Origin of the sequence: Streptomyces sp. 35G-GA-8, from assembly GCF_023534745.1 — a bacterium.
Classification (GTDB): domain Bacteria; phylum Actinomycetota; class Actinomycetes; order Streptomycetales; family Streptomycetaceae; genus Streptomyces.
This window is the reverse complement of sequence record NZ_JAMHJQ010000004.1, coordinates 519,880-536,771: the sequence shown is the minus strand read 5'-3', so window position 1 is coordinate 536,771 and position 16,892 is coordinate 519,880. Positions and strand designations below refer to the sequence as shown.

At 69.9% G+C, this 16,892-nt stretch carries 14 protein-coding genes; 7 read left to right on the top strand and 7 right to left on the bottom strand.

Features of this window, described 5'->3' with window-relative positions; all coding sequences use genetic code 11:
- Positions 1-45: 45 nt before the first annotated feature.
- Positions 46-954, bottom strand: coding sequence for a LysR family transcriptional regulator (locus M1203_RS11730; protein ID WP_249949526.1), 909 nt, complete (start codon positions 952-954; stop codon positions 46-48).
- A gap of 98 nt (positions 955-1,052) precedes the next feature.
- On the opposite strand from M1203_RS11730, the gene M1203_RS11725 reads away from it, so the two are divergent.
- Positions 1,053-2,087 (top strand): EamA family transporter, encoded by a 1,035-nt coding sequence (locus M1203_RS11725; RefSeq protein WP_249949525.1) that lies wholly within the window; start codon positions 1,053-1,055, stop codon positions 2,085-2,087.
- A gap of 6 nt (positions 2,088-2,093) precedes the next feature.
- Here the strand turns inward: M1203_RS11725 and M1203_RS11720 are convergent, their stop codons facing one another.
- From M1203_RS11720 to M1203_RS11710, 3 genes are all read right to left on the bottom strand, one after another.
- Complete coding sequence (locus tag M1203_RS11720; RefSeq protein ID WP_249949524.1) at positions 2,094-2,873, bottom strand: sugar phosphate isomerase/epimerase family protein; 780 nt, start codon at positions 2,871-2,873, stop codon at positions 2,094-2,096.
- Positions 2,870-3,853: a bifunctional helix-turn-helix transcriptional regulator/GNAT family N-acetyltransferase gene (locus M1203_RS11715; protein WP_249949523.1), complete on the bottom strand. Its 984-nt coding sequence runs from the start codon at positions 3,851-3,853 to the stop codon at positions 2,870-2,872. Before M1203_RS11715 ends, M1203_RS11720 begins: the two co-directional genes overlap by 4 nt.
- 181 nt (positions 3,854-4,034) lie before the next feature.
- A complete protein-coding gene (locus tag M1203_RS11710) occupies positions 4,035-5,147 on the bottom strand; it encodes a LacI family DNA-binding transcriptional regulator (protein ID WP_249949522.1) in 1,113 nt (370 codons plus the stop codon).
- A gap of 172 nt (positions 5,148-5,319) precedes the next feature.
- On the opposite strand from M1203_RS11710, the gene M1203_RS11705 reads away from it, so the two are divergent.
- The 5 genes from M1203_RS11705 to M1203_RS11685 all read left to right on the top strand — a co-directional run bounded on the left by M1203_RS11705 (position 5,320) and on the right by M1203_RS11685 (position 12,399).
- The gene (locus tag M1203_RS11705) at positions 5,320-6,471 is read left to right on the top strand and encodes a Gfo/Idh/MocA family protein (RefSeq protein ID WP_249949521.1); all 1,152 of its coding nucleotides are present in this window, start codon (positions 5,320-5,322) and stop codon (positions 6,469-6,471) included.
- The gene (locus tag M1203_RS11700; protein ID WP_249949520.1) at positions 6,468-7,637 is read left to right on the top strand and encodes a dihydrodipicolinate synthase family protein; all 1,170 of its coding nucleotides are present in this window, start codon (positions 6,468-6,470) and stop codon (positions 7,635-7,637) included. The genes M1203_RS11705 and M1203_RS11700 overlap by 4 nt, the downstream gene beginning before the upstream one ends.
- Positions 7,638-7,681: 44 nt before the next feature.
- Entirely contained in the window at positions 7,682-8,473 is a 792-nt protein-coding gene (locus M1203_RS11695) for a sugar phosphate isomerase/epimerase (RefSeq protein ID WP_249949626.1), read from the top strand.
- Positions 8,474-8,717: 244 nt separating this feature from the next.
- A complete protein-coding gene (locus M1203_RS11690; protein ID WP_249949519.1) occupies positions 8,718-10,967 on the top strand; it encodes an ATP-dependent RecD-like DNA helicase in 2,250 nt (749 codons plus the stop codon).
- Positions 10,968-11,100: 133 nt separating this feature from the next.
- The gene (locus M1203_RS11685; protein ID WP_249949518.1) at positions 11,101-12,399 is read left to right on the top strand and encodes a citrate synthase; all 1,299 of its coding nucleotides are present in this window, start codon (positions 11,101-11,103) and stop codon (positions 12,397-12,399) included.
- 508 nt (positions 12,400-12,907) lie between these two features.
- Here M1203_RS11685 and M1203_RS11680 read toward each other — a convergent pair.
- Entirely contained in the window at positions 12,908-13,141 is a 234-nt protein-coding gene (locus M1203_RS11680) for a heavy-metal-associated domain-containing protein (RefSeq protein WP_249949517.1), read from the bottom strand.
- Positions 13,142-13,279: 138 nt separating this feature from the next.
- Complete coding sequence (locus M1203_RS11675; RefSeq protein ID WP_249949516.1) at positions 13,280-13,921, bottom strand: TetR/AcrR family transcriptional regulator; 642 nt, start codon at positions 13,919-13,921, stop codon at positions 13,280-13,282.
- Positions 13,922-14,065: 144 nt separating this feature from the next.
- Here M1203_RS11675 and M1203_RS11670 point away from each other — a divergent pair, with 144 nt between their 5' ends.
- Positions 14,066-16,330 carry an MMPL family transporter gene (locus M1203_RS11670; RefSeq protein WP_249949515.1) on the top strand — a complete coding sequence of 755 codons (2,265 nt, stop codon included), beginning with the start codon at positions 14,066-14,068 and terminating at the stop codon, positions 16,328-16,330.
- Between the two features lie 97 nt (positions 16,331-16,427).
- On the opposite strand, the gene M1203_RS11665 is transcribed toward M1203_RS11670, so the two are convergent.
- A complete protein-coding gene (locus M1203_RS11665) occupies positions 16,428-16,625 on the bottom strand; it encodes an AlpA family transcriptional regulator (RefSeq protein WP_249949514.1) in 198 nt (65 codons plus the stop codon).
- Positions 16,626-16,892: the final 267 nt, after the last annotated feature.

Sequence of the window (16,892 nt, the reverse complement as noted above, 5' to 3'; positions counted from 1 at the left end):
CCCCGAGCCAGGACGGCCGGTCCGTCACCGGGCCCGGCTCGCCGGTCAAGCGGCGGCGACCGCCGGCCAGTGCCGTCGCAATGTCTCCACGGTCGCCGTGACCGCCGGACGTCTGGCCGCGCCCGTCCGCCAGAGCGCGTACAGCCTGCGTATCGGTACGGGGTCGAGGGCGATCGCGCGTACCCCCTCGGGCAGCGGCCCGCGCCCCAGCCGCGGAATCATGGCGATGCCGAGCCCCGCCGCCACCAGCGCCAGCTGTGTGTGGTTCTCCTCCGCCTGGTGCGCCAGATCGGGCTCGCACCCGGCCGCGCGCAGCGTACGCACCAGCCAGTCGTGGCAGACCGTCCCGGGCGGCTGGCAGATCCAGCGCTGCCGCGACAGATCCTCCCGGTGTACGGAGGGCCGCGCCGCCAGCGGATGGGCCACCGGCACGAGCACATCGCACAGGTCGTCCCCGATGACGGCCTGCTCCACGCCCTCGGGGGCGGGCAGCGGCGCGATGTCCCAGTCATGGGCGACCGCCAGATCGATCGCGCCCCGGGCCACCAGATCGATGGAGAGATGCGGATCGATCTCCCGCAGCCGGACATCGAGGGTGGGGTGCCGGGCGGCGAGCTCCGCAAGGACGCCGGGGAGCAGGCCACGCGCCGAGGAGGCGAACGCCCCGACGACGAGCTGCCCGGTCGGCTGCCCCCTGCGCTCCTCCAGCGTGGTCTCCGCGCGCTCCACTATCGCGAGCAACTCCTCGGCGGTGGAGGCGAGGTGGCGTGCCTCGTCGGTGAGCGCCACGCCCCGCCCGCGCCGCTCCAGCAGGGTCGTACGGGTCTCCCGCTCCAACTTGGTGATCTGCTGCGACACGGCCGAGGGCGTATAGCCGAGAGCGGCGGCCGCCGCCGCTACGGAACCGTGGACGGAGACGGCGTGCAGCGCGCGCAGTCTGGCCAGATCGAGCATCGCTGCCCCCTTTCTCGGAGAATCATAAGCAACGCTGAATTCCACTATGAAGAAATCCGCGCTGGTGCTACATAGTCCGGCCCGGTGATCCTCTGTGCATGCGCACCACTCATATCGCTCTCGCCGTTGTCGTCACCGCCGTCTGGGGAGTGAACTTCGTCGTCATCGAGGTCGGGCTCGGCCACTTCCCGCCGCTGCTCTTCTCGGCTCTGCGCTTTCTGGCGGCGGCGCTGCCCGCGGTCTTCTTCGTGGGCCGGCCGAAGGTCGCCTGGAAGTGGGTGATCGGGGTGGGGCTGGTGCTGGGTGTGGCCAAGTTCGGACTGCTCTTCGTCGGCATGGATCAGGGCATGCCGGCCGGTCTCTCGTCTCTCGTCCTCCAGATCCAGGCCGTCTTCACGGCCCTGTTCGCGGCGGTCGCCCTCGGCGAACGGCCGGGCCGGGTACGGCTGCTGGGCATGGCTGTCGCGCTGGCCGGTATCGCGGTCGCGGCGGTCGACGAGGGAACCTCGGGCCCGCTGCTCGCCTTCACGCTCGTCATCGCCGCCGCGGCCTGCTGGGGCGTCTCCAACGTGCTCACCCGCAAGGCGTCCCCGCCCGACGCCCTGAACTTCATGGTCTGGGTGTCCGCCGTACCCGTACTGCCGCTGCTCGGTCTCTCGTTGCTGTTCGAGGGACCGGACGCCGACCTGGCCGCACTGCGCGCTCTGGACGCGACCGGTGTCGGTGTCATCCTCTATGTCGCCTGGGTCACGACCGTCTTCGGCTTCGGTGCCTGGGGCTTCTTGCTGCGCCGCTACCCCGCCTCGTCCGTCGCGCCCTTCTCACTGCTCGTCCCGGTCTTCGGGATGTCCTCGGCTGCGCTGCTGCTGAGCGAGTCCGTCAGCCCCCTGCGCTGGTGCGCGGCGGCGCTGCTGGTCGGGGGAGTGGCCCTCACCTCACTCTCCCGCGCCGGGGACCCGCCCCATCGCCCCACCTCATCGCCCCGCCCCGAGCCGCTGCCCATCGGGCCGGCTTCCGATGAGCCGATACCCGGCGCGTCCGCCTCCGCCGGATCCGTGCTTGCCGAGCCGTCCTCCGCCGCCTCCGCCCACGCCCCGGACACCCCCGCCGGGCCCCTGACACCGAAGTCCTAGGCCGTCCTAGACCAGCCCCTCCAGATGCTCCCGCCCCGCCGCCAGCAGCCCCGGCAGCTCCTCCGCCCCCGGATACCAGCGCTTCTCGTACTCCCAGCACACCCAGCTGTCGTCATCGAGGAGCGCCAGGCATTCGCCCAGGGGCAGCACCCCCGCCCCCAGCGCCAGCGGTGTTGTGTCCTCCGCCGATGCGATGTCCTTCACCTGGACATAGCCCAGGTACGGGGCGAGCGCCGCGTGCGTGGTGGCCGGCGCCTCGCCGCCCAGCCAGGTGTGCATCACGTCCCACAGCGCCCCCACGTGCTTGTGCCCCACCGGCCCGAGCACCCGGGCCGCGGCGGCACCCGTGCGGTGCGAGTCATGTGTCTCCAGCAGGATCCGTACGCCGACGTCCGCCGCCCGCTCGGCCGCCGCGCCCAGCCGTCGCGCGGCCGTCGCGTCGGCCTCGGCCGCGGGCTGGTCGCCGCCGCCTGGGAAGACCCGGACGAAGGAGGCGCCCAGATCCCCTGCCAGCCCCAGCAGTTCGTCCATCTCCTGCCGCAGCCGCTCCTCGTCGGCGTCGGCCGTCGCCACCCGCACATACCCGGCGACCGTCAGGATCTCGATTCCGGCGCGCTGGAACTCCTCGACCACCGCGGCCCGTTCGCGTGGCCCGATGCCCGGATGGACCGGCTCCTCCGGGTGGGCGCGCAGCTCCACCCCCTGGTAGCCGGTCCCGGCGGCGAGCGCGAGGACGTCGGGGATGGGGAGACCTGGTACCCCAAGGGTGGAGAAGGCGAATTTCACGGTGTTGTCCCTTCCTGAGATGGGGTGGCTCCTGTCCTGAGTGGGAGCCGCCAGTCCTGGCCGACCAGATCCGCTCCGTACGAGTGGTGCGGGGTCTCGGAGACCAGCGTGAATCCGGCGCGCTGGTAAAGAGTGCGGGCGGCGGCGAGGACGTCATTGGTCCACAGCGTCAGTTCCTGATACCCCGCCTCGCGCGCGAAATCCACCACCGTCCCGACCAGCCGCTTCCCGAGGCCGTGTCCCCGGGCGCCGGGCTCGACCAGCAGGAGCCTCAGCCTCGCGGTGCCGGGGGATTGGTCCCGCACCTCCGGCGCGTCGTCCCGTACACACATCACGGATCCCACGGGGATGCCGCCCAGCTCGGCGATCCAGACCCGCTCCAGCCGGGAATCGTGGTCCTCCGCGAAGTCCGCGACGATCCGGGCGACAAGCCCCTCGAACTCGGTGTTCCAGCCGTACTCCGCGGCGTACGCGGCGCCATGGCGCTGCACGATCCAGCCCAGCTCGCCGGGCATCGGATCACGCAGGACCGGCTCGTCGCGGTGGGTCGCCCCCCGGTCGTCGGCGCTGAAGATGTCCTGCACGGTCCGCATCGCGTCCGCGAGCCGGGGCCGCTGCGCCGGCTCGACCCGGGCGAGCAGCGAGCCCACCGCCTCCCGTGACCGCTCGTCGAGCAGCGCCGCGGCCTCGCGCCCCTGCGGTGTGAGCGTGATCCGCTGGCGCCGGGAGTCCCGCTCGGACGGCGCGCGTCCGACCAGCCCGTCCTTCTCGAACTTGGTCAGCAGTCTGCTCAGATAGCCGGCGTCGAGCGACAGCTCGACCCGCAGATCGGCGGCGTCGGTGCGCGGCGCGTGGGCCAGCTCGTACAGCACCCGTGACTCGGTGAGCGTGTACGGGGTGTAGAGGTGTCTGCTGTAGTCGAGCGCCCCGATGAGATTCGTGTAGAAGCGGTTGAACGCGCGGATTTCCTGGACGGCCATGATCAACCCCCGAGCTTTTTCTTTGACTGAGTCAACGCTACGTCGCTCCGCCGACGCTCGGCAAGGCCCGATCCGCGCATTGGCGTCAGCTCGCCACTCGTCGCCTGCCACCGCCGTCCGGCCTCGCCGTCCGCCACCGCCATCCACCTCCCGCCCCGCGACTGGCCGGCCGCTCGGTCGGTCAGTCGGCCGGCCCCCGGCCCCGGTCCGCTCGCGGCGGCGCGGTCGACGCCCGTGCCATCAACTCGGCCGTGATCGTGGCGATCCCGCCCGGCGGCGGCGTCTCCGTGCCCATCGCCAGCCGGCCCGCGCGCGCTCCCGCCTCGTACAGCGGCAGCCGCACCGTCGTCAGCGCCGGCGTCGCGTCGACCGAGAACGGCAGATCGTCGAAGCCCGCGACCGAGACGTCCTCCGGGATGCGCAGCCCCTGATCTCGTACCGCCGCGCACGCGCCCAGCGCCACCGTGTCGTTGGCGGCGACCACGGCGGTCAGATCCGGTGCGCGCCGCAGCAGCTCAAGCGTCGCCTCGTATCCGGACCGGCGGCTGTAGGGGCCGTGCACGATCAGCTCCTCCCGACCCGCGCCTGATCCCGCGCCCGACGCCTGACCTCCAAGGCCCGCCGCCGCCATCGCCGCCTGGTGTCCCTCCAGTCGGTGCCGGGTCGTCGTCCGCTCCAGCGGGCCCGCGACATAGCCGATCCTCCGGTGCCCCAGCGTGAGCAGATGCTCCGTCAGCCGCCGCCCGCCGCCCCGGTTGTCGAAGGCCAGCGAGGCCACGATCGCGTCGCTGCCCGGCAACGGCGGGCGTCCGCACAGGACCACCCGGGTCCCCGCGTCCGCGAGTTTCGCCAGCTTCGTGGTCATCGCGGCGATATGGCCCGGGTCTTCGAGCGCCCCGCCGGTGAGGATGACGGCCGCGGCCCGCTGGCGCTGGAGCAGGGTCAGATAGGTGAGTTCACGCTCGGGGGACCCTCCCGTGTTGCAGACGACGGCGAGCTTCTCGCCGCCCGCCCGGCCGGTGCCCTCCTGGCCACCGATCTCGGTCTGTGCCGCCCCCGCCATGATCCCGAAGAACGGGTCCGCGATGTCGTTGACGAGGATGCCGACCAGATCGGAGGTGGCGGCGGCCAGCGAACTCGCGGGCCCGTTGAGCACGTAATCCAGATCGTCCACCGCGCGCAGCACGCGCTCCCGGGTGGCGGCGGCGACCGGGTAGTTGCCGTTCAGTACGCGGGACACGGTGGCGGGCGACACCCGGGCGCGGGCCGCCACATCCGCCAGGGTGACTGTCATCGCTTTCCTCCGAGGGGACGAGGGTGATCGAGGTGCGTTCAGGACGGGATTCGGGACGAGGCCGATGCGGGATCGGTGCGGGATCGGAGCCGGGCTCTTGTCCGGCTCGCTGTCGCAGGCTAGCTTCTTACCGAATAGAAAGCGCTTGCTACGGCAATATGGAGGAACCTTCGTGACACGCAGGACAGTGCGGATCGCCATGAACGGCGTCACGGGGCGGATGGGGTACCGGCAGCATCTGCTCCGCTCCATCCTCGCGATCCGCGAGCAGGGCGGACTGGACCTCGGGGGCGGCGAGACCCTGTGGCCCGAGCCCGTACTCGTCGGCCGCCGCGAACACGCCCTCGGGGAGATCGCCGAACGGCACGGCCTCACCGAATGGTCCACCGATCTCGACGCCGTCCTCGCGGACGACACGATCGACATCTACTTCGACGCCCAGGTCACCGCCGCGCGGGTCGAGGCCATCAAGAAGGCGATCGCCGCCGGCAAGCACATCTACACCGAGAAGCCGACCGCGGCCGACCTCGACGGCGCCCTCGAACTGGCCCGGCTGGCCCGTGACGCCGGGATCAGGCACGGCGTCGTCCAGGACAAGATCTTCCTGCCGGGTCTGCTCAAGCTGAAGCGCCTCATCGACGGGGGCTTCTTCGGCGAGATCCTCTCCGTACGGGGAGAGTTCGGCTACTGGGTCTTCGAGGGCGACTGGCAGGACCCCCAGCGCCCCTCCTGGAACTACCGCACCGAGGACGGCGGCGGTATCACCGTGGACATGTTCCCGCACTGGGAGTACGTCCTGCACGAGCTGTTCGGCCGGGTCACCACGGTCCAGGCGCACATCACCACACACATCCCGCGGCGCTGGGACGAGCAGGGCAAGCCGTACGCCGCGACCGCCGACGACGCCGCCTACGGCATCTTCGAGCTGGACGGCGGAGTGGTCGCCCAGATCAACTCCTCCTGGACGGTCCGGGTCAACCGCGACGAGCTGGTCGAGTTCCAGGTCGACGGCACACAGGGCTCGGCCGTCGCGGGTCTGCGCCGCTGCCGCGTCCAGCACCGCGCCACCACCCCCAAGCCCGTCTGGAACCCGGATCTGCCCGCCACCGAATCCTTCCGCGACCAGTGGCAGGAAGTGCCGGACAACGCCGAGTTCGACAACGGTTTCAAGGCGCAGTGGGAGCTGTTCCTGCGCCATGTGGCGCTCGGTGAGCCGTACCACTGGGATCTGCTCGCGGGCGCGCGCGGTGTACAACTCGCCGAACTGGGGCTGCGGTCCTCGGCGGAGGGCCGCCGCTTCGAGGTGCCGGAGCTGTCACTGTGACGCTCCGACTGCCTTCCCCGGGCGGCGGATCGCGTACGTACACGCCGCGCTCCGAACCCGCCCGCCTCGCACCGGGCGGGACGCCCCTCGCCTCCCGTACGGTCTTCTCCGCGGCCCATGTCGTGGCCGACCCCTACGCCGATATCGCCCCCGACGCGCCCGCCGCCGTCGACTGGGACGCCACGCTCGCCTTCCGCCGTCATCTCTGGTCGCACGGCCTCGGTGTCGCCGAGGCCATGGACACCGCGCAGCGAGGCATGGGCCTGGACTGGGCGGGCGCGGCCGAGCTGATCCGGCGCTCCGCCGCCGAGGCGAAGGCGGTGGGCGGCCGGATCGCGTGCGGCGTGGGCACCGACCAACTGGCCCCCGGCACGGACGGTTACGGTTCCCTCGACGCGGTCCGGGCGGCCTACGAGGAGCAGCTGGCGCTCGTCGAGGGGACGGGTTCACAGGCCATCCTGATGGCCTCCCGGGCCCTCGCCGCGGCCGCCAAGAGCCCCGACGACTACCTCACCGTCTACGCCCATCTCCTGCGCCAGTCGTCGGAGCCGGTCGTGCTGCACTGGCTCGGCCCGATGTTCGACCCCGCGCTGGAGGGCTACTGGGGCAGCACGGACCTCGACGCGGCCACCGAGACGTTCCTCCAGGTCATCGCCGAGCATCCGGACAAGGTCGACGGCGTCAAGATCTCCCTACTGGACGCCGGGCGCGAGATCGAGCTGCGTCGCGCACTGCCCACGGGCGTGCGCTGCTACACCGGTGACGATTTCCACTACCCCGAGCTGATCGCGGGCGACGAACGAGGCTTCAGCCACGCCCTGCTCGGGATCTTCGATCCCCTGGGGCCGCTCGCCGCGGAAGCCGTACGCGTCCTGGACACGGGCGACACGAAGGGCTTCCGGGAACTTCTCGATCCCACCGTCGAGCTGTCCCGTCATCTCTTCCAGCCGCCGACCCGGTTCTACAAGACGGGCGTGGTGTTCCTCGCCTGGCTGGCCGGACACCAGGACCATTTCTCGATGGTCGGCGGCCTCCAGTCGGCCCGCTCGCTGCCCCATCTGGCGCGGGCGTACGAACTGGCCGACGGGCTCGGTCTGTTCCCCGACCCGGCGGTGGCGGAGGCCCGGATGACATCCCTGCTCGGCGTGTACGGAGTGGACCAGTGACCGATCGGCCCGTGCCGGAGCTGAGGCGCTTCAGCATCAACCAGATGACGGTGAAACAGCTGTCGCTGCCCGACCTGACCGAGGCGTGCGTACGTCTCGGTGTGCCGGGGGTCGGGCTGTGGCGCGAGCCCGTCCGGGCATACGGAATCGACGCCACCGCCAAGCTCGTACGCGACGCGGGCCTCGCCGTCACCACGCTCTGCCGCGGCGGCTTCCTCACCGCGATCGACCCCGGCCGGCGGGCCGAGGCGCTGGCCGACAACCGCGCCGCGGTCGACGAGGCCGCGGCGCTGGGCACGGACACCCTCGTCCTGGTCTCCGGCGGGCTCCCGGAGGGAAGCCGGGATCTGCCCGGGGCGCGCGAACGTATCGCCGACGCCCTGGGCGAACTGGCGCCGTACGCGGCGGAGCGCGGGGTGCGGCTCGCCATCGAGCCGCTGCACCCGATGTTCGCGTCCGACCGCTGTGTGGTCTCCACCCTCGATCAGGCTCTTGACCTGGCAGAACGCTTTCCCGCCGATCAGGTGGGGGTGGCCGTCGACACGTACCACATCTGGTGGGACGACCGGGCGCCCGCGGCCGTCGCCCGCGCGGCTTCGCGGATCTTCACCTTCCAGCTGGCCGACTGGACGACACCGCTCCCGGCCGGGGTGCTGAACGGCCGAGGCCAGATCGGGGACGGCGCCGTCGACATGCGCGCCTGGCGGGAACGGGTCGACGCGGCGGGCTATACCGGTCCGATCGAAGTGGAGCTGTTCAACGACGAACTGTGGTCGCGGGACGGTGTGGAGCTGCTCACCGAGGTCATCGAGCGATATGTACGGCACGCCCTGTAGACACGGTCGCCCGATACCGGGCCCGGAGAATTACTCAGAGGAATCGTGCAACCCTTCTGGGGTGACGTGAGTCGTATACGTCAACAGGGCTTTCGGGGGAGGGATCCGGGGGGATCAGGAAAGCTCTGTCGAGGGGGAGCGCGCGGGGCCCGGTCCAGTGGACCGGGCCCCTGGTAGTTGTCCGCGGACGGGGAGTTGTCCACAGGGCGGCCGGGATGTCGGAGCCTGGCGGTAGCGTCGGATCATGTCCAATCCCGCTGTGCTCGAAGCCGTCCTTGAGCGGATCACCTACGCCAATGAGGAGAACGGCTATACGGTCGCCCGCGTCGACACCGGCCGCGGCGCCGATCTCCTCACCGTGGTCGGCTCGTTGCTCGGCGCACAGCCCGGTGAGTCACTGCGTATGGAGGGCCGCTGGGGCTCGCACCCCCAGTACGGCAAGCAGTTCACGGTGGAGAACTACACCACGATCCTGCCGGCCACGATCCAGGGCATCCGCCGCTATCTCGGCTCCGGTCTGATCAAGGGCATCGGCCCCGTGTTCGCCGACCGGATCGTCGAGCACTTCGGCCTGGACACCCTCGACATCATCGAGCAGCAGCCCAAGAGGCTCGTGGAAGTCCCCGGCCTCGGCCCCAAGCGGACGAAGCGGATCGCCGCCGCCTGGGAGGAGCAGAAGGCCATCAAGGAGGTCATGGTCTTCCTCCAGGGGGTGGGCGTCTCCACCTCCATCGCCGTCCGCATCTACAAGAAGTACGCGGACGCCTCGATCTCCGTCGTCAAGAACGAGCCGTACCGACTGGCGGCCGACGTCTGGGGGATCGGCTTCCTCACCGCCGACCGGATCGCCCAGGCCGTCGGGATCCCGCACGACAGCCCGGAGCGGGTCAAGGCCGGCCTCCAGTACGCCCTGTCCCAGTCCACCGACCAGGGCCACTGCTTCCTGCCGGAGGATCGGCTCATCGCGGACGCCGTGAAGCTGCTCCAGGTCGATACGGGCCTGGTCATCGAGTGCCTCGCCGAGCTGGCCGCCGAGGACGAGGGGGTCGTACGGGAAAGGGTGCCGGGACCGGACGGCGGCGAGGAGGAGGTCACGGCGGTCTATCTGGTTCCCTTCCATCGCGCCGAGCTGTCCCTCTCCGCCCAGTTGCTGCGGCTGCTGCGCACCGGGGAGGACCGGATGCCGGCCTTCCAGGACGTGGTCTGGGACCGGGCGCTGACCTGGCTGGCGGGCCGTACGGGCGCCGAGCTGGCCCCCGAGCAGCAGCAGGCGGTGCGGCTCGCGCTCACCGAGAAGGTCGCCGTTCTGACCGGCGGCCCCGGTTGCGGAAAGTCCTTCACGGTCCGCTCGATCGTGGAGCTGGCGCGGGCCAAGAAGGCAAAGGTGGTCCTCGCCGCGCCGACCGGGCGGGCGGCCAAGCGGCTCGCGGAGCTGACCGGAGCCGAGGCGTCCACCGTCCACCGGCTGCTGGAGCTCAAGCCGGGCGGGGACGCGGCGTACGACCGGGACCGCCCACTGGACGCCGACCTGGTGGTGGTCGACGAGGCGTCGATGCTCGATCTGCTGCTGGCCAACAAGCTGGTCAAGGCGGTGGCCCCGGGCGCGCATCTGCTGCTCGTCGGGGATGTGGACCAGCTGCCCTCGGTCGGAGCCGGCGAGGTGCTGCGCGATCTGCTGGCCGAAAGCGGCCCCGTGCCCCGGGTCCGGCTCACCCGTATCTTCCGCCAGGCCCAGCAGTCGGGGGTGGTCACCAATGCCCACCGCATCAACTCCGGAGTACCGCCGATCACGCGGGGCCTCGTCGACTTCTTCCACTTCGTCGAGGAGGAGACCGAGGACGCGGGCCGGCTGACCGTAGAGGTGGCGGCCCAACGGATTCCCGCCAAATTCGGACTCGACCCGCGGCGCGATGTGCAGGTGCTGGCGCCGATGCACCGCGGCCCGGCCGGCGCGGGCGCGCTGAACGCCCTGCTTCAGCAGGCCATCACTCCCGCCAGGCCCGACCTTCCCGAGAAGCGGCTCGGCGGCCGGGTCTTCCGCGTCGGCGACAAAGTCACCCAGATCCGCAACAACTACGAGAAGGGGGAGAACGGCGTCTTCAACGGCACGGTCGGCGTCGTCACCTCACTCAGCATGGACGACCAGCGCCTGACGGTGCTGACGGACGAGGACGAGGAGGTTCCGTACGACTTCGACGAGCTGGACGAGCTGGCGCACGCGTATGCCGTGACGATCCACCGCTCCCAGGGCAGCGAGTATCCGGCCGTGGTCATTCCGGTCACCACCGGCGCCTGGATGATGCTCCAGCGGAATCTGCTCTATACGGCGGTCACCCGCGCCAAGAAGCTCGTCGTGCTGGTCGGCTCCCGCAAGGCCATAGGACAGGCGGTGCGCACGGTCTCCGCGGGCAGACGCTTCACAGCCCTGGACCACCGGCTGACGGGACTTTCCGCACCTCGGCTTCCCACAACTGGGGCGAAGGGGGCAGGATGAACAGGTTGGCGGCACTGAGTGCCGCCAAAAGGCCTAAAAGTCGACCCCGAGTGCACTCTCCTGAGCCAAATGGGGGATGGTAGAGACAGTCAGGGCACCTCGAAGAAGAGGCACTACGTCGGTGAGGGATGACGTGAGCGAGAAACGCGACAACGCGGTAGTACTGCGGTACGGCGACGGCGAGTACACCTACCCGGTGATCAACAGCACCGTCGGCGATACGGGCTTCGACATCGGGAAGCTCCGTTCCCAGACCGGTCTGGTGACACTGGACAGTGGATACGGCAATACCGCCGCCTACAAGTCCGCGATCACCTATCTCGACGGCGAGCAGGGCATCCTGCGCTACCGCGGCTATCCGATCGAGCAGCTGGCGGAGCGTTCCAGCTTCGTCGAGGTGGCGTATCTGCTGATCAACGGCGAGCTGCCGACGGTCGACCAGCTGGCGTCGTTCAAGAACGAGATCACCCAGCACACGCTGCTGCACGAGGACGTCAAGCGGTTCTACGACGGCTTCCCGCGCGACGCCCACCCGATGGCGATGCTGTCCTCCGTGGTCAGCGCGCTGTCCACGTTCTACCAGGACAGCCACAACCCGTTCGACGAGAAGCAGCGTCATCTCTCCACGATCCGGCTGCTCGCCAAGCTGCCCACCATCGCGGCGTACGCGTACAAGAAGTCGATCGGCCACCCCTTCGTCTACCCGCGCAATGACCTGGGGTACGTCGAGAACTTCCTGCGGATGACCTTCTCGGTCCCCGCGCAGGAGTATGTGCCGGACCCGGTCGTGGTCGCCGCCCTGGACAAGCTGCTGATCCTGCACGCGGACCACGAGCAGAACTGTTCGACCTCCACCGTGCGTCTGGTCGGCTCCTCGCAGGCCAACATGTTCGCCTCGATCTCCGCCGGCATCAGCGCCCTGTGGGGCCCGCTGCACGGTGGCGCCAACCAGTCGGTGCTGGAGATGCTTGAGGGCATCCAGGCGTCCGGCGGCGATGTGGACTCCTTCATCCGCAAGGTGAAGAACAAGGAAGACGGCGTGAAGCTCATGGGCTTCGGGCACCGCGTCTACAAGAACTTCGACCCCCGGGCGAAGATCATCAAGGCGGCGGCGCACGACGTCCTCTCGGCTCTCGGCAAGTCCGACGAGCTGCTCGACATCGCGCTCAAGCTCGAAGAGCACGCGCTCGCCGACGACTACTTCGTCGAGCGGAAGCTCTACCCGAACGTGGACTTCTACACCGGTCTGATCTACCGGGCCATGGGCTTCCCGACCGAGATGTTCACCGTTCTCTTCGCGCTCGGCCGGCTGCCCGGCTGGATCGCCCAGTGGCACGAGATGATCAAGGAGCCGGGCTCCCGTATCGGCCGTCCGCGCCAGATCTACACGGGCGAGGTCCTGCGCGACTTCGTTCCGGTCGAGGCCCGCTGACCCACGCTTCCCCGCGCCCGGGCCCCCGAGGGCCCGGCGCGCCCGCTCGTACCGCGCACGCCGGTGTACGCCGGGTGTACGCAGCGAAAAGCGCCCCGCCGCCGATCCCCCCACGGGTCGGCGAACGGGGCGCTTTCCATATCCCCGGAGCGGATTCCCCCCACGGGATCCGGGCCGGGCGTCTGCCGTAACCATCAACGGCTACTAGCGGTCGGACCGGGGTACGTACGGGAGGGCCGCTCAAAGCTCCCCGGTGCACGTGCCCCGGCCAATCGCGTGCATGAGACGTCCCCCAAGACGTCCCACACGATCCCGTCGAACGTCCCCCAAGACGTTCTCTGGCATCGTCCTCTTAGACTCGCGAGTCGACCTAATGGTTACCCCTCAATCTATGTGATCTAGATCTCTTTGTGAAGGTCCTGTGGCGCATGTGAAGGACCGTAGGCACATAGAAGGTGCTAACCACATAAACGGAGGGGCGGGCGAGCCCCTGCCTCTGATCGCGCGGTCAGGCCTGTCCGGCCAGCTCGTACCCGGCTTCGTCGACGGCGGCGCGGACGGCCTCCTCGTCCAGCGGGGCCTGGGATACGACGGTCACCCGGCCCGTGGCGGCCGTGGCCTCCACGGACGTGACGCCCTCGATCCCGGAGATCTCGCTGGAGACGGCCCCCTCGCAGTGTCCACAGGTCATACCGGTGACCTGGTAGACGGTGGTGACCTCGTTCTTCGTCTCGGCGGTCATGGCGTTTCTCCTCTTCGGGGCTGACGTGGGGACGGGTGGCGTGTCGGGGGCGCGCGTGGACCGCGTGACTCCCCGACATCCGCGATTTTACCCCTAGGGGGTATGAAGCAGAACCTGGCCCCGGTGGTGGCCGCCGAGTCAGCAATCCCCGACGAGCGGATCGATGTAGCGGAAGAGCATCGTTTTCAGCTCGGCGATGTACGCGTCCCGTTCGGCGGGCTCCGCGGCGAGGACCACGTCCATGCCCGCCTTGTACACGGCGAAGACCATGTGTGCGACCCGGGTGATCTCCGGCTCGGGTGTGGCGGGGAGGTAGCCGGCGAGGACTTCCTCGACCCGGGTGAGCATGGAGGAGTGCAGGGCGTCGTGCTCCCGGGTGACCTGGCCGGGGATGTCGGGGCCGTGCATGAGGACGCCGAAGGCGGGGTTCTCGAAGTTGAACTGGATCAGTGGGTCGAGGACGGCGTCCAGTAGCTGGTCCAGCGGCAGTTCGAGGTGGGCCGAGGTGAACGCCTGACCGTAGGTGGCGCGCCAGCGCGTCAGCAGCTGATCGCCCAGCTCCACCGCGATGGCTTCCTTGTTCGGGAAGAACTGGTAGAGCGTGCCCGGGGAGACTCCGGCCTCACGGGCGATGGAGTTGGTGCTCGCCGCGGTGTAGCCGGTGGTGCAGAAGACGCTGGCCGCCGCTTCGAGGAGCTGGGCGATGCGGCGCTCGCCGCGGGCCTGACGGCGGCGCGGCTTTCCCGTCCCGTTCTCGCTGCCGTTCTTGGCCTCCGGCATATGAATCCCCGGCTTTCCTGGATCGGTTGACAAACGCGAGTGGTGGCTCGCATTATTGATTAATGCGAGCGATGACTCGTGTTCTTCTATTCTATGACAATGACTGACCCATGCCACGGGTCACGGTGAAGGGGACACCGCACCATGTCCGAAGTCAATACGGAACCGAGTCTTGGGGGATGGACCCGGTTCGTCACCGCGCGCCCGAGGCTCTCTCTACTGGTCGCACTGGTGATCACGGCCCTGGCCGTCTTCGCCGGAAGCGGCGTCGCCGACCGGATGGGCAGCGGCGGCTGGGCGGATCCGGCCGCCGAGTCGACATACGCGACCCGGGCGCTGGAGCGGGAGTTCCCGGCTTCCCAGCCCAATCTGTTGCTGCTCGTCGACAGCGGGAGCCGGGGTGTGGACGACCCCGCGGTGGCCGCGGCGGCCCAGCGCCTCACGGACCGGCTCGCGGCCGAGCCGGACATCACCGGGGTCGGGTCCTACTGGGGGACCGGATCGGCCGCGCTGCGCGCCGAGGACGGCCGGGAAGCGCTGATCGCGGCGAGGATCGAGGGCGATGAGAAGACGGCCGCCGCGGCCCTGGACCGGATAGCGCCCGAATTCCGCGGCACGCACGGACCGTTGGAGGTCTCCCTCGGCGGACCCGTCGCCGTGCAGCACGAGATGCAGGACCTCATCAAGGAGGATCTGCTCCGGGCCGAGCTGATCGCCCTGCCGGTGACGCTGGTCCTGCTGGTGATGGTCTTCGGCAGCGCGGTGGCCGCACTTCTGCCGCTAGGGCTCGGCATCGTCGCCATCCTGGGGACGAACGCGGTACTGCGCGGGATCACCGAGCTCACCGACGTCTCGGTCTTCGCGCAGAATCTCACCACGGCCCTGGGGCTCGGACTGGCCGTGGACTACGCCCTGTTCATCGTGCGCCGGTTCCGCGAGGAGCTGGCCGGGGGAGCCGAGGTACGGGACGCCGTGGGCGTCACGCTGCGCACCGCCGGGCGGACGGTGCTGTTCTCCGCGCTGACGGTCGCGGTGTCGCTGGCCGCCATGATGGTCTTCCCCCAGTACTTCCTGCGCTCGTTCGCCTATGCCGGGATCGCGGTGGTGCTGCTGGCGGCGGCGGCCGCACTGATACTGCTGCCGGCCGCGCTGATGCTGCTGGGCCACCGGGTCAACGCGCTGGACCTACGGGTGCTGCTGCGCCGGGGGCGGCGCAAGTCCGGGGCGCGGGACGGATCGGGAGCCGCGGGCGCGTCCGCCGAGCCGGGGGCCGGCTGGGGGCGTACGGCAGCGCTGGTGATGCGCCGGGCGCCGGTCTTCGCCCTCGCGACGGCGGCCGGGCTGATCGTGCTCGGACTTCCCTTCCTGGGAGCCACGTTCGGCACCGCCGACTACCGGCAGCTGCCGGCGAGCGCCGACTCCCGGGTGGTCCAGGAGGAGATACGGGACGGCTTTCCCGGCAGTCCCAGCGGGGGCCTGGAGGTGTTCGTGGAGGGCGCTGCCACGCCCGCCGAATACGCCGACTACCGCAGCCGGATAGCGGCTCTGCCGGGGGTGCTCGGGGTCGAGGGGCCCGTCACCTCGGGCGAACACGGGTACTTCACGGTGCGGGCCGAGGGAGAGGCCGTGGGGCCCGGGGCCCAGCAGCTTGTCCGTGACATCCGCGCCGAACCGGCCGCGTTCGACACATCGGTGACCGGCACCGCCGCCGTCCTGGTCGACTCCAAGGACGCGATCGCCGACCGGCTGCCCTGGGCGGTGGCCATCATCGTGGTGGTGACCCTGCTGCTGGTCTTCCTCCTCACCGGAAGCGTGCTGATTCCGGTGCAGGCGGTCGTGCTCAACGCGCTGAGTCTCACCGCGATGTTCGGGGCGGTGGTCTGGGTCTTCCAGGACGGCAACCTCTCCGGGCTGCTCGGCTTCACCGCCACCGGTGACATCGAGACGACCCTGCCGGTCCTGATGTTCTGTGTCGCCTTCGGACTCTCCATGGACTACGGCGTCTTCCTGCTCTCCCGGATCAAGGAGGAGTACGACAGGAGCGGCGACCACGAACAGGCGGTGACCTTCGGCCTCCGGCGTACCGGTGGACTGATCACGGCGGCGGCTGTGATCCTCGCGGTGGTCATGGTGGGCATAGGCACCTCCCGGGTGACCAACACGAAGATGCTCGGGCTCGGTATCGCGCTCGCCGTACTCATGGACGCGATGGTGGTCCGCAGCCTGCTGGTGCCCGCGGTGATGAAGCTGACGGGCAGGGCGACGTGGTGGGCTCCCGGGCCGCTGCGCCGCTTCCATGACCGGTTCGGGCTGAGTGAGGGCGAGTCGAAACCGATCGCTGACGAGGGCGCGGGGGATCCGGCTCGGACGGAGCCCTCTGTCCGGGACCGGGACACGGCGGGTGTCTGACGCCTGACCGAGGCGGAACGGGGGCCGTGAGCCCGTACCGGATCGGTGCGGGCCCACGGCGGGCGGGCGGCCGACGCCTCGCTCACCCTCTGTCGCTTCAGCCTCTGTTGCTTCTGTTGCCGGGACGCTGGGCCACCCAGGCGCGGACGGTGTCCGCGTACCAGTAGGGCTTTCCGCTCTCCACATGGTCGGGCGGTGGAAGCAGTCCGTGCTTGCGGTACGAGCGGACGGTGTCCGGCTGCACGCTGATGTGCGCCGCGATCTCCTTGTATGACCAGAGCCTTCTGTCCGTCATCAGTGACACCTCCCCGCGTCCGCCGCAGGGAGGCCGGTGGGCCGTCTGGGGAGCTGCGGCACGACGCTGGTGATCACCCACCCTGTGCCCCCCGAGCGACAGGGAGTGATGAGGAGAGCGGATTTGTCACCTCCCTGTGACGGAAGGACCGTGTAATGGAGATATGTGTGACGGTAGAGGGACCTTTGTGGCGCATGCGGCACATTTGGCGCGGGCACCTCAAGTGATACGGATGGGCCGCATCGGGGGCATGAAAACAGGCGCACC